Here is a 20,676-nt window from a genome sequence, read left to right as displayed (position 1 = left end):
CACTGGGATGCTTGGACAAGGTCGTCCAGGTTACCCATACTTACTCTCTACCCTGGACCTCCCTCCCCGGAAAGAGACATGAAAAACAAAAGACAAGCTGGCTTCTCGCTGATGGAACTGCTGGTCGCCATGATGATCATGGCGGTGCTGGCCACCATCGGCATCCGGAAGTACCAGGAGTTCTCCGCCAATGCCCGCTACATCAAGGCCCACGACACGGTGAAGACCGTGTCCGAAGGGCTGGACATGTACTACCTCAAGCATGGGAAGTACCCTGATTTCACGAGCTTCGAATCGATGGTGGACGCCAACTCCCCGCTGGTGAAGGAGAACAACATCCCCGTCAACGTGTCCCCCGCGGATCCCTGGGGCAACCCCTTCGAGGGGAAGTCCGGCAAGGGCGGCTACGTGATCTCCTGCGCCGGCGATCCCTCCGGCTCGGCGGACCGGCCCGCCTTCACGGCCGAGCCCGGCAAGAACACCGGTCCTTCCGGCGCGGCGCCCACCGGTCCCGAGAAGGAACCCGCGAAATGATCGATCTTGGCCAGCTGCCCCCCGAGGGCGTGAGCGTCGACGGGCGGACCGGAACCCTGGACCTGGGGGACGGCACGGCCCTGCGCCAAGCCACCTGGCAGGTGCGGGTGATGCCGTCGGACGCGGACTTCTTCCTGGAGGTGAAGGGTTCGGCCACCTGGGAGGGGGGCTGCTCCCGGTGCCTGGAGCCCCTGGACCTGGCCCTCACGGTGGAGAGCCAGTTCCTGGGCAGCCGCGACAAGGAGCTCGCCGAGGGCGGATCCCATGCCCTGGGCAGCCAGGACCTGGACGTGGTCTTCCTGCCCGAGCCCATCCTGGACGAGGAGGCCCTCGCCCGGGAGCACTTCCTGCTCCACGCCCCCATGCACCCGCTCTGCCGGGAGGACTGCAAAGGCCTCTGCCCGCAGTGCGGCAAGAATTGGAACAAGGGACCCTGCTCCTGCCACCCCGAGCTGGTGAAGGAACCGGGCGCCCTGGCCAAGGCTCTTTCGGGCCTGAAACTCAACCTGGAAGACGCCTGACCCGGCTTCCTCCCTTTCCCCAAACCGACCACTCTCCGAGGAGTCACCCATGCCGAATCCCAAGCGCCGCCACTCCCGCGCCCGCCGCGACCGCCGCCGCACCCACGATTCCCTCGACACCATGAGCTCGAGCACCTGCCCCAACTGCGGCGTGCCCAAGATGCCCCACCGTGTCTGCCCCTCCTGCGGATTCTACCGCGGCAAACTGACCGTGCGCCCCGCCCAGACGGTCTGAGGCCAGGGTGGACGCTCCCGCCATCTACCGGATCGCCCTGGATGTGATGGGCGGGGACAATGCCCCCGTCGCCCTTCTTGAAGGGGCCAGGGCGGCCCTGCAAGCCCATCCCGAGCTCTTCCTCCATCTGGTGGGGGACGAGGATCGTCTGCGTCCCCTCCTGGCCCACACGGGCCTCAAGGGGGAACTGGCCTCCCGGTTCGCCATCGTCCACGCCGCGAGCGTCGTGGACATGGACGACAAGGCCACGTCCATCCTGAAGGAAAAGAAGGATTCGAGCATCCGGGTCGCGGCCCAGCTCGTGCGCGAAGGCAAGGCGGACGGCGTGGTGTCCATGGGGCACACCGGCGCCGCCATGGTCGCGTCCAAAATGGTGCTGGGGACCCTCTCCGGGGTGGACCGGCCCTGCCTGGCGGCCATCCTGCCCAATATGCAGGGGCGCCCCACCGTCCTCCTGGATGTGGGCGCCAACATCGATTGCCGGCCCGACCAGATCGCCCAGTTCGCGATCATGGGCTCCATCTACGCCGAGGGGGTGCTGGGCATCCCCGGTCCCCGCGTGGGGGTCCTGAGCGTGGGGGAGGAGGAGGGCAAGGGCTCCACCACCACCCGCGAAGCGGCCGAGGCCCTCAAGGACATCGACCTGAATTTCGCCGGCAACGCCGAGGGCCGGGACATCTGGAACGGCAAGTTCGACGTCATCGCCTGCGACGGCTTCGTGGGCAACGCCCTGCTGAAGTCCGCCGAGGCCCTGGCCGAAGGGCTCGTGCAGGGCATGAAGGGGGTCTTCAAGGAGAACCTCCTCACCAAGCTCGCCGCCCTGCTGACGCTCAACGGCTTGAAGCGGTTCGCCGCGAGGCTGGACTACGCCGAGTACGGCGGCGCCCCGCTGCTGGGCGTGAAGGGCGTCTCCATCATCGGTCACGGCCGCTCCAACGCCAAGGCCGTGCACAGCGCCATCCGCGCCGCGCTCATGGCCAGCGAGCACCGCGTGAACGACCAGATCCAGGCGTCCCTGGGACGGCTCATGTCCCAGGCCGGTAGCCAAGAGACATCCTGAGGCAGGGGGTTCCCCCCCCGAAAACCGCCGCGCTCCCGGATGTCCCCCGCATTCGGGAGCGCATTTTCCGCACGCCCGCGTCAAAGGAGCCCCCATGAAATACAAGCGCATCCTCCTCAAGCTCTCCGGCGAGGCCCTCATGGGTGAACAGGGCCACGGCATCGCCCCCGAGGTGGTGGCCATGATCGCCGACCAGGTCAAGACCATCCAGGGCCTGGGCGTGGAGGTGGGCCTGGTCATCGGCGGCGGCAACATCTTCCGGGGGGTGGCCGGGGCCACCAAGGGCATGGACCGGGTCACGGCCGATCACATGGGCATGCTCGCCACCATGATCAACGCCCTGGCCCTCCAGGACGCCCTGGAGCAGCACGGGGTGGAGACCCGGGTCATGTCGGGCATCGACGTGCCCAAGGTGGCCGAAAGCTACATCCGCCGCCGGGCCATGCGCCACATGGAAAAGGGCCGGGTGGTGATCTTCGGGGCCGGGACGGGCAATCCCTACTTCTCCACCGACACCGCCGCCGCGCTCCGGGCCAACGAGATCGACGCCGAGGTGGTGATGAAGGCCACCAACGTGGACGGCATCTACACCGCCGACCCCAAGAAGGACCCCACGGCCACCAAGTACGAGCACATCTCCTTCCAGGAGGTCCTGGAGAAGAACCTGAAGGTCATGGACGCCGCGGCCATCTCCCTGTGCCGGGACAACCACCTGCCGATCCTGGTGTTCAACATGAACGTGCCCGGGAACCTGCTAGCCGCGGTCAACGGGGACGTGGTGGGCACCCTGGTGGGGTAGCCATGGACCCCTTCGCAGGCCTGCCCGACACCTCCGTCCTCACGGGCGCCGACCTCACCGAAGGCTACCGGCGCGACGAGTCCCACGTGGTGGGGGATCCCCCTCTGGCGGTGGTGAAGCCCCGGAGCGCCGCCGCGCTGCGGGAGCTGGTGCGGCGGGCCAAGGCCGAGGGCTTTTCCCTGGTGCCCCGGGGGGCCGGGACGGGCAAGGCCGGGGGATGCGTGCCCACGGGCCGGGCGGTGGTGGTGGACATGGGGGCGTACCCCGGGAGCATCCGCATCTCCAAGCCGGACCTGGCGCTGTGGGCGCCGGCCAGCGCGATGCTGAGGGACGTCAAGGCCGCGGCCCTGGCCGAGGGGCTCTTCTATGCGCCGGATCCCAATTCCTGGGAGCTGTGCGCCTTCGGGGGGACCCTCGCCACCAACGCGGGGGGGCCCGGGGCCTGCAAGTACGGAATGACGCGGCAGTGGGTGCTGGCGGTGGACGCCCTAATGGAGGACGGGGAGGTGCACACCTTCGGGATCCCCAGCGTGAAATGCAATGTGGGGCCCAGCCTGGGCCAGCTGCTGGTGGGCAGCGAGGGGATCTTCGGGATCATCACGGGGGCCACGGTGCGCCTGGTGCCGGCGCCCCGGGAGCGCCTCACCCTGCTGCTGCCCATGGAGCGCTGGCACGAACTGCTGGATCTGCCGGCGCGGCTGGTGGAGGCAGGCTACCTCCCCTCGGCCTTCGAATTCTGGGACCCGGCGGTGCTGCAGGACCTGCGGCGCTTCGGCCCGGAGGCCGCCCGGCGCATGCCGGGGGAGGCCCTGGCGCTCCTGGAATTCGACGACCGGGACTGCGGCTCCGAGGCCTTCCTGGAGGGGCTCCTGGGGGCCCTGGGGGACCAGGGGGAGCATGCGCAGACCGCCACCGACGCCCGCCAGCGGGAGGCCCTGTGGGCGGTGCGGCGGACCACCTCCTCCCACCTCAAGGAGCGGTTCCCCCGGAAGGTGAGCGAGGACATCGTGGTGCCCCGGTCCCGCATCCGGGAATTCTTCGGGGCGCTGGAAGCCCTGGGCCTGCCCACGGTCACCTACGGCCACCTGGGCGACGGCAACCTCCACGTGAATCTCCTGGCCGCGGGGGAGACCCCCCGGGAGGAACTGGACCGCCAGCTCCTGGAGCTGTTCGGCCTCTGCGTGCGCCTGGGAGGCGCCCTCAGCGGCGAGCACGGCATCGGCCTGGCCAAGCGCGACGCCTTCGAACGCTTCGCCGATCCCTTCCAGGTGGGGGCCCTGCGCTCCCTGAAGCGGGCCCTGGATCCCGTCGGCATCTTCAATCCCGGAAAGGTGGTCCTGCCATGACCCTCATCCTCGGCCACCGCGGCCTCTCCTCCCTGCACCTGGAGAATTCCATGACGGCCTTCAGGGCCGCCCTGCAGGCCGGCATGGACGGCTTCGAACTGGACGTTCAGCCCACCACCGACGGGGTGTGCTGCGTCCTGCACGACGACGACCTGGGCCGCACGGCCCGGTGCGGCGGGGTCCTGCGCAAGCTGCGGGCCTCCGAACTGCCGGAGCTCCGCAACGGCGAGCCGGTGCCCCGCCTTTCGGATGCGCTGGAACTGGGCGCCCGCCTGGTGAACGTGGAACTGAAGGGCGAACCCGGGTGGAAGCAGGCCCTAGCGGCCGTAGAGGCGGCCGAGGCCCTGGACCGGGTGATCTTCAGCAGCTTCGAGCACAGCGAGGTGCTCCAGTTGTGGGCGGCGTGCCAGGAGGCCCGCTGCGGTTTCCTGTGGGAGCCGGAGGAGGCCGATGACCTGGATGCCGAGTCCCTGGAGGACCTGCCGGAGACCCTGACCTTCCATGTGCCGCTCTCCTCGGTGAAGAAGCGCCCCGCCTTCTGGAAGCCCCATGCCGGGCGCCTGGCCCTGTGGGGCCTGAAGACCCCCCGGGACGCCCAAGCCCTCGGTTTCGACCCCCGCATCCTGATCGTCGATGGTCTCTAGGCCAAGTTCCCGACCCACCCCAGCGATCCCTACCGATGCAAGCCGATAGCCTTTCCATGCAAAGGACACTCCGGCTCTTCTGCCGGGAACGGGCCGGGTTCAACCGTTTATCCCCTTCATCCCTTTCATCCCTTTTATCCCCGTTCCCGCAGGGCCGGCGATGAGGTGGGGCGGCGCGTCGTAAATCCGCATGCGCCGACCCATCCCTGCTCTGGCCCTGCGGGAACGGGGATGAAAGGGATGAACGGGATGAAGGGGATGAATATAAGCGGGATTGATCCTTCGGTTCCCAAAGGCGGGGTGGGTCGGGAAGCCGGTCAGCGCTTCCGTTGGAGGTTTCCCAGGGCCACGCCGCCCCAGACCCAGGCCCCCGAGACGGCAAGGGCCACGGCGCCCAGGGGCAGCCTCGCGGCGGCCATGAGGGCGGGGGTCCAGGTGCCCAGGAGATCGCCGGCCCGGTAGATGAAGGTGTCGATGAAGGGCTTGGCTTTGTACTTCTCCCCGGGGCCCAGGGGGATGTAGAGCACTTCCCGGGCCGGACGGTCCACGGCGTAGTGGAGGCCCCGGCGCAGCACCTGGAAGAGGGCCAGGGTGCCGAAGGTGGGCAGGGCCCACAGGGCGCCGAACCCGGCCAGGGTGAGCAGGGGCAGGATGCAGAGCACCACCCGCATGCCCACGGCCTTGATGAGGCGGCTGGACAGGAAGACCTGGGTGACGAGGGTGAGGACATTCACCCCCAGGTCGATGCGGGCGAAGGCGGCGGTGCGGGCGGCGGCCCCGGTGAAGGTCCGGGCCACGATCGCCCCCTGCTGCATGTACAGGAAGGTGGAGGTGATGGTGTAGAGCAGGATGTAGAGGGCCATGAGGGCCAGGTAGGGGGACCCGGCCAGCAGGCGGATGCCCTGGAAGAGGCCCGGCCCCGGTTCCCGGTCCGCGGAGCCCGCCCCCATGCCGAAGCGGCTGGCCAGGGTGCGCACGCACAGGATGGCCAGTTCAAGGCAGAGGATGGTCACCAGGAGCAGGGTTCCCGCGTCCACCCGGTGGCCCGCGAGGAAGGCGGTGGTCGAGGCGCCGGCGATGGCGCCCAGGGTGCCTCCCATGGCGATGAAGCCGAACAGGCGCCGGCCCTGGTCCTGGTCCAGGCCGTCGGCCATGAAGGCCCAGAAGATGGACACCGCGAACAGATTGAAGACGCTGAGCCAGATGTAGAAGGCGTAGCCCAGGCCGGGGCCGCCGTGGCCGGGCAGGAAGCGGAAGGCCAGGTAGAAGGCGGCCAGGGTGGCCCCGCAAAACCGGTAGGCCATGGGAATGGACCGCCGCCGGGGGAAGCGGGAGACCAGGGCGGAGAAGGCCGGGTTGGCCAGGAACATGAGGGCCATGGTCCCGGTCATGAGCCAGGGGAGCTTGTCGGCGCCCCGGGCGATGCCGAAGGCCTCCCGCACCGGGCGCAGGAGGTAGTAGCCGTAGAACAGCAGGAAGAAATAGGCGGTGGAGAGGAGGAGGATCGCGCCTTCCCCGGGCCGCACGAGCACAAGGCGGGCCAGGAAGCGCTGGGGGGCGGAGGGGGACATGGGGCCTCGAAGATTGATTCGTACTATATAGCTAAACGAGGTATAGTCTTGGACGTTTATTGAGCAAAGGGGAACAGCCATGATTCTGACCCGACGCACCTTCCTCCAGACCGCCGCCGCCGCGGCGGCCACTGCGGCCCTGGGCGCCGAAGCCCTGGCCGCCCCTGCGCCCGCCAAGGCCGAAAAGAAGGCGGCCAAGTCCCTGCGGATCCTCATCCTGGGCGGCACGGGCTTCCTGGGCCCGGCCACCATCGAGGCGGCCCTGGGCCGGGGGCACAAGGTCACCATGTTCAACCGGGGCAAGACGCGCCCGGACCTCTTCCCCACCGTGGCGCGCCTGCAGGGGGACCGGGACCCCCGGAAGGGGGAGGGCCTCAAATCCCTGGAGGAGGGGGAGTGGGACGTGGTCATCGACAATTCGGCCTACTACCCGAGGATGGTCACCGCCTCCGCCTCCCTCCTGGCCAAGCGCTGCAAGACCTACATCATCATCTCCAGCATCTCCGCCTACAAGGAACCCAACCCCGAGAACGGCACCGAAACGGCGCCCCTGGCGGTCCTGGCCGATGCGGCGGTGGAGGACATGGGCAAGGAATACCAGAACTACGGGGGACTGAAGGCCCTGTGCGAGCAGGCCGCTGAAAAGGCCATGCCCGGCCGGGTGGCCGTGGTGCGTCCGGGGTACATCGTGGGGCCGGACGACGCCTCTGGGCGTTTCGCCTATTGGCCGGTGCGCATGGACCGGGGCGGGGAGATCGCCGTGCCCGGTTCGCCGGAGGACCCGGTCCAGATCATCGATGTGCGGGACCTGGGCGCCTGGCTCGTGCGCCTGGCGGAGGACGGCACCACGGGCGTTTTCAATGCCACGGGTCCGGAGCGCCGGCTGCCCTGGGGCCGCCTGGTGGACGCCTGCGTGAAGGCCACGGCCGCCACCTCCACCCTCACCTGGATTCCCGCCGAATTCCTGGCCAAGCAGGAGGGCGTCGAATTCCCCATCTGGGCCCCCTACCTGGGCGAAACCAAGGGCTTCCACACCTGGAGCAACGCCCGGGCGGTGGCCGCTGGCCTGCGATTCCGGCCGGTGGAGGCCACGGCCAAGGACACCCTGGCCTGGTACAAGACCCAGGAAAAGGTGGAAAAGGGCCGGACCCGTCTGGCCGGGCCCAGCCCTGAAGGGGAGGCGAAGCTCCTGGCCGCATGGAAGGCGGCCAGGAAGTGATCAGAAGGTGACCCGGGCGCCGATGGCGTAGTTCCGGGGCTGGTTGGCCTGGAAGGCCTGCCCGCGCTTGCCGAAGCCCGAGAAGGGCGACGGGCTGGTGTTGGGGGAGCCGTCGCTGTTGATCTTGATGCCGTCGTAGTTGGCGCCGTAGTCGTAGTTGTTGAGCAGGTTCTGGATTGCGATGTAGGGTTCGATGCTGACGGCCTTGGTCAGCTGGAACCGGTGGGCGATCTTGGCGCTGATATCCAGGTTCCAGGCGCCATACTCCGTCCCGATGTACTCGATGGGGTGGGTCTGGTCGGCACCGCCGGCGACCCCCAGCTCGTTGTTGTACTGCTGGGTCACGTCGTAGGCCTTGCCGGAATGCCAGGAGCCCAGGAACGAGACCATGGTGCCGAAGTCGAACTTGTGGGAGTAGGCGAAGGATCCTTCGATGCGATCGGTGCCGGCGCTGATGCGCTCGGAACTGGTCTTCCAGTTGTACTGGGCGCCTTCCCCATAGAGGCCGCCGGTGTTTCCGGAGGCGTCGAAGGCGCCGCCGGCGCCGCCCTCGGAGGACTTGGCCTCCTTGAACGTCACGGAGAAGATGAAGCTGTTGTTGGCGTCGGCGTAGGAGTACTTCGCCTGGAGCTGCTTCATGCTGGCGGTCTGGTTGGAGAAGAAGATGGTGTCGGCCAGGTCGTTCCCGTTCGCATCCACCTCCACGAGGTTGGGCGACGAGCCGTCGGGGCCGGCCAACTGGGTGGTGAGGTGCCGGCTCTTGGAGTAGACGAGGGTGACGTCAACGCCGCTGCGCTCATTGAAGCGGTAGGCGAACCCCACATTGAAGGCGTCGGTGGTCGGGTACTGGAAGTCACTGGAAAGCAGGCTCTTGCCGCCCGTTTCCGGGGTGGCGGTGGAAAGCCAGCTGTTCACGGTGTTGCGGAAGTAGTCCCGGAGGCCGCCCACGTTGTTGGCATAGTTGTAGGGGGTCAGGTCCACCGGCAGGACGATGGCGTGGCCGTTGGCGACGCCGATGGTGCTGCCCGCGCTGAAGTTCGGGACGTTTCCCGAACTGAACGGCGTGATGTGGTTGTAGGCGAAGGCCGCCGAATTGCGGGCGCGGATGGGCAGGCCGTTGGAAAGGTTGGAGAGGCCGCGGCTGAACCCGGTGACGTTGTCGATCACCTGGGCCACGAAGCGCCCCGCGCCGAACTTGATGACCAGCTTGTCATCCCCATAGGGACGGTAGAGGGCCTGCACCCGGGGTTCGAAGTACTTCTTGCCCGTGGGCGCGTTGCCGTCCATGCCGGACAGGATGGGGTTGTACTGGTGGATGTAGGCGTAGATGTCGGAATACCGGTCCTTCAGGTAGTCCAGCTGGGTGTCCCAGTCCAGGCGCGCGCCGATGTACACGCTCCAGTTCGGATTGATGGTCCAGTCGTCCTGAAGGTAGACGCCGTACTGCTTGTAGTCGATGCCCTTCTGGAGGCCGTTGGCCACGAAGGCCACCGCCACGACGTTCTGGTTGGCCGAGACGGTGCTGTCCCAGCCCGTCTTGTAGTTGATGACCTGGCCCGTCACGGGGTCCACGCCCTCGACCACCATGCGGTAGATGCCCGTCTCCCCGAAGAACAGCTGCTGGTCCGCGTAGGTGGTGCGCTGGTAGTCCACGCCGCCCTTGAAGGTGTGGGAGCCGGTGATCCAGGTGAGTTCGTTCTTCCACTCCCCGCGCTTGATGCCGGTGTTCTGCAGGGCATTGGGGTCGATGCCGCCCCATCCCCAGTTCTGGGAGTCGGAGCGGTGCCCCGGGTAGGGGGAGGGGATGACGGCGCTGTAGCTGCCGCTGTTCACGTAGTCCAGGACCGCGGCGGGGGATCCGTTGCCGGGCGCCCCCTGGGAGTCGGGGGAGATGAAGTTGGCGTAGCTGAAATAGCTGTAGTGGCTTTCCAGGACCAGGTTGGAATTGATGTTCCAGGTCCACCGCGCGCCGGCGGCCCAGGTCTGGTCCCGGTCCGTGCCCAGGGCCGACGGGGGGATGTTGCCCGCGAAGGATGTGGTGCGGGGGAAGCCCTGGTGGGCGATCTTGTCCTGGCTGGTTCCGTAGTTGAGGCTGAGGTTGGAGTCCTGGGAGAGGTTCCAGTCCACCTTGGCGTAGACGGTGCGCTTCAGGCTCTCCTGGCGGGTCCCGGCCAGTTCGGGATAGAGGCTGAGGGCGTAGGGCTGGAAGGGGAAGGAGGCGTCCGTGGACTGCTGGCGTTCCGCCGAGACCATGTAGAAGAGCTTGTCCTTGATGATGGGTCCCGACACCGTGAAGGCATAGCTGCCCTTGGTGTTGTCGTTCTTGGTGCCCTCGTCGGTGACCCTTGCCCGCATGGACTGGTTGGTGTACTGGGCGGAAAGGAGACCGGTGAAATCGTTGGTGCCGGACTTGGTCACCACGTTGAAGAATCCGGCGGTGGACCTGCCGAATTCCGCCTTGTACTGGTTGGTCACCACCTGGAATTCGGCGATGGCGTCGATGGGCACGGAGAGGACGTAGCCGCCCACGTCGGTGGAGTTGTTGTCGGCGCCGTCCACCGCGAAGCTGGTGCCGCGGCCCATGCCGTCGCCGGTGGTGATGTAGGAGAAGGCCTTCTTGGTTGGGTCCACCTGGGAACCGGAGACGATCTGGACACCCGGGGCCAGCAGGGCGGCCTGGTTGATGTCCCGGCTCACGATGGGCAGGGAGGTGATGACGTCCTGGCCCACCGTGGTGCCCATCTGGGCGGAGGACGTGTCGATTGCTTCGGCCTGGGCGGAGGTGGCCAGGATTTCCACGGTGGCGCCGGCCTGGGCCGCGGGCCATTTCAGGAAATTGGCGAAGGTGTCCTGGCCCAGGACGACGGTGGCCTGGCTCCGGAAGGACTGGCCACCCTGGGCATAGGTGATCTGGTACTCGCCCAGGGGCAGGGCGACGAAGGCGAAAAGGCCGTTGGCGTCGGTGGCGCCGGACCGCACGAAGGAGGTCCGGGGATTGGTGATGGTGACCACCACCCCGGCTTTGGGATTGCCTTTGGCGTCGGCGACCCGGCCCTTGAGGGCGCCGGTCGCCTGTTGGGCGAGCAGGGGCGCGCCGGCCACCAGGGCCAACGCGGCAAAGCGGATGTAGCGGGGAAGTGCGTTCATTTCGTGGTTCTCCAGGGTGGCGGAAGCGCCGTCGAGAAAGACACGCAATGCCCCCTCCTCTCGACAAGGAGGATCGGCACCCCTGACGGGGTCAGAAACGCGGAACCGGGCTGGGTATTCAGTGGAAGTCAGTTCACCTGACGGGTATGTAAAAATCGAAGACAAAATGGATCAGGATCCGGGGATTTGCAAGACCTCATTTCATAAAGTTTCAAAAATCTTGGGAACCAATTTATCCATCGATGCACTCCCGCCCGCTGCGAAATTAATGCTTGTTATTTTGGAGAGGTGGCCGATCTCTTGACACAACGGTCATGAATAAACCGGCATGAAAAATCATCGGGGAACCTTCCCGGGATCCCGGACATCTTTCTTCTGACACGGGTTCCACCCGGAAAACGGTTGACTGGCTCCCAGCCGCGGATGGAATGGCACCCCTGCCCAAAGCAAAAAAGGGAAAAAGGCCCCTGCGCAACCAGGGGCCTTTCATATGGGTAGGCGGCAGGGGGGCGGGGCTTCATTCCCCCCGCAGGCGCGGGTCGATGCCCAGGGCCCGGAGCAGGTCGCCGATGAAATACAGGGAGCCGGAAACCAAGCGGGGGGTGGCTTCGGGGGCCCTGAGCCGAACGGCTGCTTGTTCGATGTCCAGCACCTCGCAGGCCTCGCCCCACACGGCGCGAAGGGCCTGGGCCGTGGCATAGCGGGGGTTCTGGCCCAGGACCAGGGTGACGCGCTCGGGGCCCATGCGGGCCAGCTCGTCCCGCATGCCGGCGAGATCCTTGTCCCCCATGGCGGCGAAATAGAGGTGGGGGTGGATGCCCGTGGCCACGGCGTGGTCCGCCAGGCGCCGGGCGCCGTCCAGGTTGTGGGCGCCGTCCATGGTCACGCCCGGCAGGCCCGGGATGGGCCAGAGGCGGCCCGGCCAGGCGGTGCGGCCGATGCCCTCCCAGGCGCGGGCTTCGGGCAGGCCGAGGCGGCGGAGCACTTCCCAGGCGGTGGCCAGGTTCTCCACCTGGTGGGCCCCCGCCAGGGGAACCCGGTGGCCCTCCACCACGCTGTGGTCCCAGGCGAGGGTCCCGATTTCCATGGGGGGGGCGGGATGGAGGACGGGCCTGCATTCCAGCAGAGGCCACACCCAGGCGGGATCCAGACGGGGGCCCAGCACCAGGGGCCGTCCCTGGCGGGCCGCGCAGAGCTTCTCCCGGGCGATGGCCTCCCGGGTGGGGCCCAGGTACTGCATGTGGTCCATCTCCACGTTGGTCAGCACGGTGATCATGGGGTCGGAGGCGTTGGTGGCGTCCCAGCGGCCCCCCATGCCCACCTCCACCACGGCGATATCCAGGGCGGCTTCCCGGAAGGCCAGGAAGGCCGAGGCGATCATCAGTTCGAAATAGGTGGCCTGGATGCCCAGGGAGGTTTCCGCGGCAAAGGCGTCACCCAGGAGGGCGTCCAGGTGAACGGCATCCAGGCCGGCGCCGTCGATCCAGATGCGTTCGCCCGGCGAAACCAGGTGGGGGGAGGTGGTCCACCCGGCGCGCAGGCCGCAGGCCCGCAGGGCGTTCACCAGGAAGGCGCCGGTGGAGCCCTTGCCGTTGGTGCCGGCCACGAGGATCACCGGGCAGCTGGTTTCCGGGTGGCCCAAGCGGGCCAGCAGGCCCCTGGGATTCTCCAGTCCGCACTTGATGCCCCAGTGCCCCCGGGCCTCGAGCATCCGCACCCGGGGCAGGTCACCCATGGGGTTCGGTCATCCAGTCCAGGGCCGTGGCCACGAAGTCCCGCAGGCGGTCCCGGGGCACCACCTTGTCCACCATGCCGTGGGACTGGAGGAACTCGGAGCGCTGGAAGCCCTCGGGGAGGGTCTGCTTGATTGTCTGCTCGATGACCCGGGGTCCCGCGAACCCGATGAGGGCCTTGGGCTCGGCGATGTTCAGGTCGCCCAGCATGGCGTAGCTGGCGCTGACCCCGCCGGTGGTGGGGTCCGTGAGGATGGAGAGGTAGGGCAGGCCCGCGGAGTCCAGCCGGGCCAGGGCCGCGCTCACCTTGGCCATCTGCATGAGGGACAGGGCCCCCTCCTGCATGCGCGCGCCGCCGGAGCAGCTCACGATGATGAAGGCGCAGCCCTTGGCCAGCGCAAGCTCCGCGCCCAGGCGGAGCTTCTCGCCCACCACGCTGCCCATGCTGGCGGCGAGGAAATCCCAGTCCATGACCCCCATGACCACCGGGTGGCCCTTGAGGGTCCCCTCCACCACGAGCACGGCGTCGTGGTCATGGCCCAGGCCCTTGAGCTTCCGGAGCTGGTCGGCGTAGGGCTTGGCGGCGGAAAAGGCCAGGGGATCGCCGCTCTGCAGTTCGCCGAAGCGCTCCTCGTAGCCGGGGTCCATGACGGACTCCAGGCGCTCGGCGACGCCGATGCGGAAGTGGTAGCCGCACTTGGGGCAGACGTTGCGCGTGTTGGCGAGCTCGGCGCGGTAGATCAGCTCACGGCAGGCGTCGCACTTGACCCACAACCCTTCGGGAACCCTGACGGTGCGTTCTTCCACCGCGGTCTTCTGCTGACGCTTCTTGATGAACCAGGACATTGCACCCCCGGACGAGAACCTTAGCGGCTTCCCGGCCCCTTTTTCAAGCCTTCGAAGATGCGGTCCAGCTCCGCTTCGCTGCCGTAGTGGATCTGGAGCGAACCGCCCTTGCCGCGGGGCTTGATCTCCACGCGGGTCCGCCAGGCCTGGGTGAGTTCCTCGGCCGCGGCTTTAATGAATACTGCATGCGGATGGTGGCGCCGGGCCTTGCCCTTCACGGTGCGGGCGAGCTTGTGCACCCGGGTTTCCAAAGCCCGGACGCTGAGCTGCTTGTCCACCACTTCGTCGGCCAGCTGGTCCAGGACCCGGGCATCGTCCACCCCCAGGAGCACCTTGGCGTGGCCGGTGGAAAGCTTGGCGAAGGACACCATTTCCTGGACCCGGGTGGGCAGGCGAAGGAGCCGGAGGGTGTTGGCCACCTGGGGGCGGGACTTGCCCACGCGGTCGGCCACCTGTTCCTGGGTGAGGCGGAGGTGTTCGCCCAGCTGGAAGTAGGCCTTGGCCTCCTCGATGGGGTTCAGCTCCTGGCGCTGGATGTTCTCCACCAGGGCGAATTCCAGGAGGCGGTCGTCGGGCACGTCCTTGATGACCACGGGGACCGTGGCCAGGCCGGCGCGCTTGGCGGCCCTCCACCGGCGCTCGCCGGCGATGATCTCGTACCGGTCGCCCACCTTCCGGGCGACGATGGGCTGCACCATGCCGTGGGTCTTGAGGCTCGCGGCCAGGTCGTCCAGGAGCGCCTCGTCGAAGTGGAGGCGGGGCTGGTGGCGGTTGGCCACCAGGGAGCCCACGGGCACTTCGCGGTTGCTGGTGTCCTCGGGGGCCAACTGGCTCATGAGGGAGGTGAGGCCCCGGCCCAGGGCGGGTCGTTTGGGGGTGGTCATGCGGGTCCTCGCGGGATGAGGGGTTCTTCGATCCCCAGCCACTCCTTGGCCAGGTTCAGGTACGCCTGGGCCCCCTTGGACCTGAGGTCGTAGAAGGCCACGGGCTTGCCATGGCTGGGCGCTTCGGCCAGGCGGATGTTGCGGGGGATCTGGGTCTGGAAGACCTTGCCGGGGAAGGCGGCCCGCACCTCCGACGCCACCGCCGAGCCCAGGTTCGTGCGCTCCTCGGCCATGGTGAGCAGGATGCCGCCCAGCTTGAGGGCGGCGTTGGGTCCGGCCTGGATGCGGCGGATGGTCTCCACCAGTTCCGCCAGGCCGTCCATGGCGAGGAATTCGCAGGGCATGGGGATGATCACCTCGTCGGCCGCGGTCAGGGCGTTCAGGGTGATCATGCCCAGGCTGGGCGGGGGGTCGATGAGAATGTAGTCGAATTTGTCCAGGACGGGCTGCAGGGCCCGGCGCAGCACCTGCAGCTCGGGCAGTTCGAAGAGCTCGAATTCCAGCTGGGCCAGGTCCTTGCCCGCGGGCACCACCTGGAGCATGGGCACCTCGGTGGTGAGGATGAGGGCCTCCACCGGCGCGCCCTTCATGAGGGCATAGGAACCGGCGCGGTTGTCGGGCTTGGGGAAACCCAGGCCGGTGGTGCTGTGGCCCTGGGGATCGAAGTCCACCAGGAGCACGAGCTTTTCCATCATGGCCAGGGATGCGGCCAGATTGATGGCTGACGTCGTCTTGCCGACGCCGCCCTTCTGATTGGCCAACGCGATGATCCTGGCGGTCATGACAGGACCTCGGTGGCGGGGTTCGGGATTGGGGGCACCTGGGAAACCTCGGGCGTGGAACAACGAAAAGTCTAGCAGGTTCCACGGCGGGTGTTCATTAGGTCGTTAAGGGAAACCTCCACCCGGGCCAGCACCCCGTCCCAGGCGTGGCCGTCCAGCTGGCGGAAGAGGCGCAGGGTGGGGTACCAGGGGGAATCCTCCCGGTCCAGGAGCCAGCGCCATTCGGGCACCAGGGGCAGGAGGAGCCAGGTGGGTTTGCCCAGGGCGCCGGCCAGGTGGGCCACGGCCGTGTCCACGGTGATCAGGAGGTCCAGCTTCGCCAGGGCCTGGGCCGTGTCGCCGAAATCCCGGAGCAGGGGGCCCAGGTCGGTGGCGAAGGGCGGGCAGCCCTCGAAGCCCACCTGGAGGCTGTACCAGTCCACGCCGGGGACCGCGTCCAGGCGGCCCAGGAGGTCCGGGGGCACGGAGCGCAGGGCATCCTTGGCGTGGTCGGCGCTCCCGGCCCACACCAGGCCCACCTTGAGCCGGGGGGAGGGCCGGATGGCCTCCGCGGCGGCGCAGGTTCCCGGGGGAGGGGCCAGGTAGGGGACCTCCGAAGGGATGGTCTCCAGGACCGTGCCCAGCACCCGGGGCAGGGAGAGGAGGGGAAGCCTCAGATCGAAGGGGGGCACCGGGTCGTCCAGGGTGAAGAGGAGGTCCACGCCCCGGGCGGAGCGCAGCACGGGCAGCAGGGCCGGCTGCACCAGGGCGAGCACGCGCCCGCCCCGCTCCCGGGCCCGGGCCGCGAACCGGATGAACATGAGGGTGTCGCCGAAGCCCTGCTCGTAGTGCAGCAGGAGGGTCCGCCCCGGGAAGGGGGAGCCGTCCCACGGCGGCCGGGGGGAATCCACCCGGGGAAAGGCCTCGTTGGGGGGGAGGAAGCGGCTTTCGTAGGCCTCCCAGCCCTCCCGGAACCGGCCGTAGGTCAGGTGGAGGAGGCTGGTCTCGAAGCGGGCCTTGGGGCCTTCCATCTCCTGGTCGATGACCTCCTGCCACAGGGGGAGGAGCTCGTCCCAGGCCCGTCGGGGCAGGAGGCGGTGGATGAGGGTGCGGCGGATGCCGGAGTCCCCGGGGGCCAGTTCCCGGGCGCGCCGCAGGTGCTCCTCGCCGCCGCCGGCCAGGGCCAGGGCGAGGTGGCCCTGGGGGTTGGCGGGCTCGGCCTCCAGGAGGGCCCGGGCGTGGGCGCGGGCCTCGTCCAGGCGTCCCAGGCCCAGGCAGGCGCCGGCGAGGTTCTGGAGGGCGGCGGGGAGGCCCGGGCGGGCCTCCAGGATCTCGGCGCAGAGGGCCAGCGCCTCGTCGTGGCGGCCCATGCGCACCAGGAGGCCGGAGAGGTCCACCTTGGCCTCGAAGCTCCCGGCGCGGGCGGCGAGCTTGTAGGCGAGGACGGCCCGCCCGGGCTGGCCCTCCCGATCCAGGCGCCGGGCATCCTGGAGGGCCGGATCAGGATCCATGGGCGAGGTCCCGGGCCAGGTCCCGGAGCACCGGTTCCCAGGCGCCCGGCGCGGGCTGGCGGTGGATGCGCATGGAGGGGTACCAGGGGCTGGAGGTGCCCTCCATGAGCCAGCGCCAATCCGGGAAGTAGGGCAGGAGGAGGTGGGTGGCGAGGCCCATGGACCCCGCCAGGTGGGCCACGGCGGTGTCCACGGTGATCACCAGGTCGAGGCGGGACAGGGCCCAGGCCGTGTCCGAGAAATCCCGGAAATGGGGGGCGAGGTCGACCAGGGGCAGGGGGGGGGTGGCGCGGGGCGCCATCTGGAGGCTCGCCCAGGCCAGGGCGGGGACCTCGCGCAGGGCCCCCAGGAGCGCGGGGTCGAGGCTCCGGCGGTCATCGTCCTGGTGGGCGGGGCTGCCGGCCCACACCAGGCCGGCCTTGCGGCCCGGGGCCTCCAGGAGCCGGCGCAGGGCTTCCGGGGGCTCGTGGCCCGGCGGGGGCCCGAGGCGCGCGGGGGGGGGCAGGTCCTCCGGGGCGCTCCGGAAAAGGGCCGGCAGATCCAGGAGGGGCGCCTGGAGATCGAAGGGGGGGAGCTCGTCGTGCTCGGTGAGCACCCGGTCGGCGCCGGGCAGGTCCCCCAGGAGGCCCCGGAGGCACGCGTAGGTCTGGAAGAGGACCTTGCCGCCCAGGGCCCGGGCCATGGGCAGGTACCGCACGAACTGCAGGGTGTCGCCCAGTCCCTGCTCCACCCACACCAGGAGGGTCCTGCCGGGGAAGGGGCTCCCGTTCCAGGCGGGTTCGCTGAAACCCCGCAGGTTGTCCAGGCCCTGGGGCACCTCCAGGCGCGCGGGAAAATCGGGCCAGGCCTCCCGGTAGCGGCCCTGGAGAAGGCGCACGTAGGCGAGGTTCCACCGGGCCTTGGGCAGCGGCCCCAGCCGGAGCGAGGCCAGGAACTGGGCCTCGGCCTCCCCCAGGCGCCCCCGGCGCATGAGGGTGAAGCCCAGGTTGAGGTTCAGCTCGGGGCTCTCCGGGCGCAGGGCGAGGGCGGCGCGGTCCCAGGCCTCGGCCTCCTCGAGGCGGCCCAGGCGGGCCAGGACGCCGGCGAGATTGGAGGTGGCCACCAGGTTCCCGGGGTCCAGGGCCAGGGCCTCGCGGAAGTGGTCCAGGGCGCCGGCCAGGTCCCCCGTGGCGCCCAGGACGCTGCCCAGGCCGGTGTGGGCCGCGGGGTTGGCGGGATGCAGCTCCAGGGACCTGCGGCAGGCCTCCAGGGCCTCTTCGTCCCGGCCCAACGCATGGAGGACGGATCCCAGGTTGCACCAGGCGTCGGCCAGGCCGGGATCGCGGCTGATGACGCGCCGGTAGGCCAGCAGGGCCCCGCCCAGGTTCCCGGCGTTCTGCTTGGCCAGGGCCTCCTGGAGCCAGGAGATGATTTCCGGCCTGGGTTGCTCCATGGGGGCGCCTCCGGCTTCAGGATAGCAACGAAGGACCGGGGTCGAAGGTCCCCTGCGCCACCACGGGACCCGAAAGCCAGAGTTCCCGCCAGCCTTCGCCCTCGGGTTCCACGGTCACGGCCACGGCCCCGCCCGGGGCCAGGAGGCGCCAGGCGCGGATTCCGGTCCGCCGCGCCAGCCACGCTCCCGCCACGGCGCAGCCCGTGCCGCAGCAGGGGGTCTCGCCCTCCACCCCGCGCTCCCAGCTGCGGATGCGGGCGGTGCCGGGTTCGAGCACTTCCAGGACGTTGACGTTGGTGCCGCCGGGCAGGGCGGGGTGGTTCCGGAGGGGGGGCGCCAGTCGGCCCAGGTCCAGGGCGGCGACCCCGGCGCGCTCCAGCACCAGTTGCGGATTGCCCACCCAGCCGAAGGCATGGGGACCTTCGAGGGGGGCGGGGAAGGGGCGGAACCCGGTGCCGGGGCCCGAGGGCATGCGGATCGCCACATCGGCGCCCTCCCGGCGCAGGCGGATGGGCTCGCCGTTGGAGAGCACCTCGACCTCCATCCCGGGCGGCGCGCCGGGTACCGCGAGGGCGGCCCGGGTGCCGTTGGAGCAGAAGGTGGAGGCCCCGTCGGCGTCCCAGTGCTCCAGGACCCAGGGGGCGCCCGCCGCGGGGCGGGCCAGGAGGAAGAGGCCGTCCAGGTTTCGCCCGGGGCACACGGCGCGGGCCCAGGCCGCGCCGCCGCCCGGGAGCGGATCCCAGGCGTAGGCGAAGCTGTTGCCCGAGGCCGAGGCGAGGGTGAACATCAGCGCCGGGCGCCCCGCTCCCGGAAGGTGTAGATGGTCTCCCCGGGGCGGGCGAGGCCCTGCTGCCGGGCCAGGGCCTCGTAGAGCTCGGGATCCCGGGCGGCGAGGCGCTTGACCTCCTCGCTCAGTTCCAGGTTGGCCCGGCGCATCTTCACCAGCTGGCGCTGCTGGTCGAGGAGCTCGGCCTGGCGCTTGTGGAGGCTGCCGACGCCCCCGGGGGAGAAGAGCAGGATGGCCGTGGACGCGATCCCCGAGAAGGCCAGGGCGCCCCACAGGGTGCTGGACTTCAGGAGGACCGACGTGTTCATGGCGGTGGCTACTTGTCCAGGAAGGAGCCGAAGGCTTCCGCGCCGGCGTAGCGCGCGGCGGCGCCCAGCTCCCATTCGATCTGGAGGAGGCGGTTGTACTTGGCCACCCGGTCCGAGCGGCAGGGGGCGCCGGTCTTGAGCTGGCCGGCGCCGGTGGCCACGACCAGGTCGGCGATGAAGGTGTCCTCGGTCTCGCCGCTGCGGTGGCTGATGATGGCGCGGAAGCCGGCCTTGTGGGCCATGTCCACGGCCTTCAGCGTCTCGGTGACGGTGCCGATCTGGTTGAGCTTGATGAGGATGGCGTTGGAGACGCCCTCCTTGATGCCCTTGGCGAGGATCGCGGGGTTGGTGACGAACAGGTCGTCGCCCACCAGCTGGATCTTGTCGGAGAGTTTCGTGGTGAGGAGCTTCCAGTTCTTCCAGTCGCTCTCGTCGCAGCCGTCCTCGATGGTGAGGACCGGGTGCCGGTCCACGAGCCCGGCGTAGTAGTCCACGAGCTGGGGCCCCGTCTTCCTGCTCCCGTCGATCTCGTAGCCCTTGTCCTTGTAGAACTCGCTGGAGGCGCAGTCCAGGCCGAGGTAGAAATCCTTGCCGGGCTTGAAGCCGGCCTTCTTGATGGCCTCCTCGATGAGGGTGAGGGCCTCCTCGTTGCTGCCGAGGTTGGGGGCGAAGCCGCCCTCGTCGCCCACGCCCGTGGAGAGCTTCTTGGCCTTGAGCACGCCCTTGAGGTTGTGGTAGACCTCGGCGCACCACCGGACGCACTCCTGGAAGGAGGGGGCGCCCACGGGAAGGATCATGAACTCCTGGATGTCGACGTTGTTGTCGGCATGGGCCCCGCCGTTGAGGATGTTCATCATCGGCACGGGGAGGGTGCGGGCCGAGGCGCCGCCCAGGTAGCGGTACAGCGGCTGGCCGCAGGCGTTGGCCGCGGCGCAGGCGATGGCCATGGAGGTGCCCAGGAGCGCGTTGGCCCCCAGGTTGGACTTGTTCTCAGTGCCGTCCAGATCGAGGAGGAGTTCGTCCAGTTCGGACTGCTGGAAGGGGTCCATGCCCTCGAGGGCATCGTTGATCTCGGTGTTGATGGCCTGCACGGCGCCCAGGACGCCCTTTCCGAGGTAGCGCTTCTTGTCGCCATCCCGGAGTTCGAGGGCCTCGCGGCTGCCGGTGGAAGCCCCGGACGGAACCATCGCCTGGCCGATGGTTCCATCATTCAGTCTGACCCGGGCCAATACTGTCGGATTTCCTCGACTATCCAGGACTTCGAGGGCGGAAATTCGATCTATCAATTTCATGGCTTTATCCGGGTCTGCGTTCGTTCGGGGTTGAAACGGGAAGAGA

At 68.9% G+C, this 20,676-nt stretch carries 19 protein-coding genes; 8 read left to right on the top strand and 11 right to left on the bottom strand.

All coding sequences use genetic code 11. The annotated features are described in order from the left end of the window. Positions 1-78 precede the first annotated feature (78 nt). From R2J76_RS21290 to R2J76_RS21260, 7 genes are all read left to right on the top strand, one after another. Complete coding sequence (locus tag R2J76_RS21290) at positions 79-534, top strand: type II secretion system protein (RefSeq protein WP_316413681.1); 456 nt, start codon at positions 79-81, stop codon at positions 532-534. After that, positions 531-1,055, top strand: coding sequence for a YceD family protein (locus R2J76_RS21285; protein ID WP_316413680.1), 525 nt, complete (start codon positions 531-533; stop codon positions 1,053-1,055). Before R2J76_RS21290 ends, R2J76_RS21285 begins: the two co-directional genes overlap by 4 nt. A 49-nt stretch (positions 1,056-1,104) precedes the next feature. Next, positions 1,105-1,290 (top strand): 50S ribosomal protein L32, encoded by a 186-nt coding sequence (rpmF, locus tag R2J76_RS21280; protein ID WP_306598323.1) that lies wholly within the window; start codon positions 1,105-1,107, stop codon positions 1,288-1,290. Between the two features lie 7 nt (positions 1,291-1,297). Then, positions 1,298-2,350: a phosphate acyltransferase PlsX gene (gene plsX / locus R2J76_RS21275; protein WP_316413679.1), complete on the top strand. Its 1,053-nt coding sequence runs from the start codon at positions 1,298-1,300 to the stop codon at positions 2,348-2,350. 94 nt (positions 2,351-2,444) lie between these two features. Next, positions 2,445-3,149 (top strand): UMP kinase, encoded by a 705-nt coding sequence (gene pyrH / locus R2J76_RS21270; RefSeq protein ID WP_316413678.1) that lies wholly within the window; start codon positions 2,445-2,447, stop codon positions 3,147-3,149. A gap of 2 nt (positions 3,150-3,151) precedes the next feature. Beyond that, positions 3,152-4,495 carry an FAD-binding oxidoreductase gene (locus R2J76_RS21265; protein WP_316413677.1) on the top strand — a complete coding sequence of 448 codons (1,344 nt, stop codon included), beginning with the start codon at positions 3,152-3,154 and terminating at the stop codon, positions 4,493-4,495. Further along, positions 4,492-5,139 carry a glycerophosphodiester phosphodiesterase gene (locus R2J76_RS21260; RefSeq protein ID WP_316413676.1) on the top strand — a complete coding sequence of 216 codons (648 nt, stop codon included), beginning with the start codon at positions 4,492-4,494 and terminating at the stop codon, positions 5,137-5,139. The genes R2J76_RS21265 and R2J76_RS21260 overlap by 4 nt, the downstream gene beginning before the upstream one ends. A 317-nt stretch (positions 5,140-5,456) precedes the next feature. Here the strand turns inward: R2J76_RS21260 and R2J76_RS21255 are convergent, their stop codons facing one another. Beyond that, a complete protein-coding gene (locus R2J76_RS21255; RefSeq protein ID WP_316413675.1) occupies positions 5,457-6,710 on the bottom strand; it encodes an NTP/NDP exchange transporter in 1,254 nt (417 codons plus the stop codon). Positions 6,711-6,789: 79 nt separating this feature from the next. Between R2J76_RS21255 and R2J76_RS21250 the strand changes: the two genes are divergently transcribed. After that, on the top strand, positions 6,790-7,929 hold the full coding sequence (locus R2J76_RS21250; protein WP_316413674.1) for a twin-arginine translocation signal domain-containing protein: 1,140 nt from the start codon (positions 6,790-6,792) through the stop codon (positions 7,927-7,929). On the opposite strand, the gene R2J76_RS21245 is transcribed toward R2J76_RS21250, so the two are convergent. The 10 genes from R2J76_RS21245 to eno form a co-directional block, all read right to left on the bottom strand. After that, positions 7,930-11,124 (bottom strand): TonB-dependent receptor, encoded by a 3,195-nt coding sequence (locus R2J76_RS21245; RefSeq protein ID WP_316413673.1) that lies wholly within the window; start codon positions 11,122-11,124, stop codon positions 7,930-7,932. A 469-nt stretch (positions 11,125-11,593) separates the two neighbouring features. After that, positions 11,594-12,811: a bifunctional folylpolyglutamate synthase/dihydrofolate synthase gene (locus tag R2J76_RS21240; RefSeq protein WP_316413672.1), complete on the bottom strand. Its 1,218-nt coding sequence runs from the start codon at positions 12,809-12,811 to the stop codon at positions 11,594-11,596. After that, positions 12,804-13,655 carry an acetyl-CoA carboxylase, carboxyltransferase subunit beta gene (gene accD, locus R2J76_RS21235; protein ID WP_316413671.1) on the bottom strand — a complete coding sequence of 284 codons (852 nt, stop codon included), beginning with the start codon at positions 13,653-13,655 and terminating at the stop codon, positions 12,804-12,806. The genes R2J76_RS21240 and accD overlap by 8 nt, the downstream gene beginning before the upstream one ends. 20 nt (positions 13,656-13,675) lie before the next feature. Then, the gene (locus R2J76_RS21230; RefSeq protein WP_316413670.1) at positions 13,676-14,539 is read right to left on the bottom strand and encodes a ParB/RepB/Spo0J family partition protein; all 864 of its coding nucleotides are present in this window, start codon (positions 14,537-14,539) and stop codon (positions 13,676-13,678) included. After that, complete coding sequence (locus R2J76_RS21225) at positions 14,536-15,321, bottom strand: ParA family protein (RefSeq protein ID WP_316413669.1); 786 nt, start codon at positions 15,319-15,321, stop codon at positions 14,536-14,538. Before R2J76_RS21225 ends, R2J76_RS21230 begins: the two co-directional genes overlap by 4 nt. Before the next feature lie 71 nt (positions 15,322-15,392). Continuing rightward, entirely contained in the window at positions 15,393-16,811 is a 1,419-nt protein-coding gene (locus R2J76_RS21220) for a tetratricopeptide repeat protein (RefSeq protein ID WP_316413668.1), read from the bottom strand. Further along, positions 16,801-18,243 carry a tetratricopeptide repeat protein gene (locus R2J76_RS21215; RefSeq protein WP_316413667.1) on the bottom strand — a complete coding sequence of 481 codons (1,443 nt, stop codon included), beginning with the start codon at positions 18,241-18,243 and terminating at the stop codon, positions 16,801-16,803. Before R2J76_RS21215 ends, R2J76_RS21220 begins: the two co-directional genes overlap by 11 nt. Positions 18,244-18,259: 16 nt before the next feature. Beyond that, entirely contained in the window at positions 18,260-19,030 is a 771-nt protein-coding gene (locus R2J76_RS21210; protein ID WP_316413665.1) for a diaminopimelate epimerase, read from the bottom strand. Next, positions 19,030-19,338, bottom strand: a complete 309-nt coding sequence (locus tag R2J76_RS21205; RefSeq protein ID WP_316413663.1) for an FtsB family cell division protein — start codon at positions 19,336-19,338, stop codon at positions 19,030-19,032. Before R2J76_RS21205 ends, R2J76_RS21210 begins: the two co-directional genes overlap by 1 nt. An 8-nt stretch (positions 19,339-19,346) precedes the next feature. Next, positions 19,347-20,630, bottom strand: a complete 1,284-nt coding sequence (gene eno / locus R2J76_RS21200) for a phosphopyruvate hydratase (RefSeq protein WP_316413662.1) — start codon at positions 20,628-20,630, stop codon at positions 19,347-19,349. Positions 20,631-20,676: the final 46 nt, after the last annotated feature.

This window comes from Mesoterricola silvestris (genome assembly GCF_030295405.1).
GTDB lineage: Bacteria > Acidobacteriota > Holophagae > Holophagales > Holophagaceae > Mesoterricola > Mesoterricola silvestris.
The sequence above is the reverse complement of the archived record's forward strand: the minus strand, read 5'-3'. Positions and strand labels throughout refer to the sequence as shown.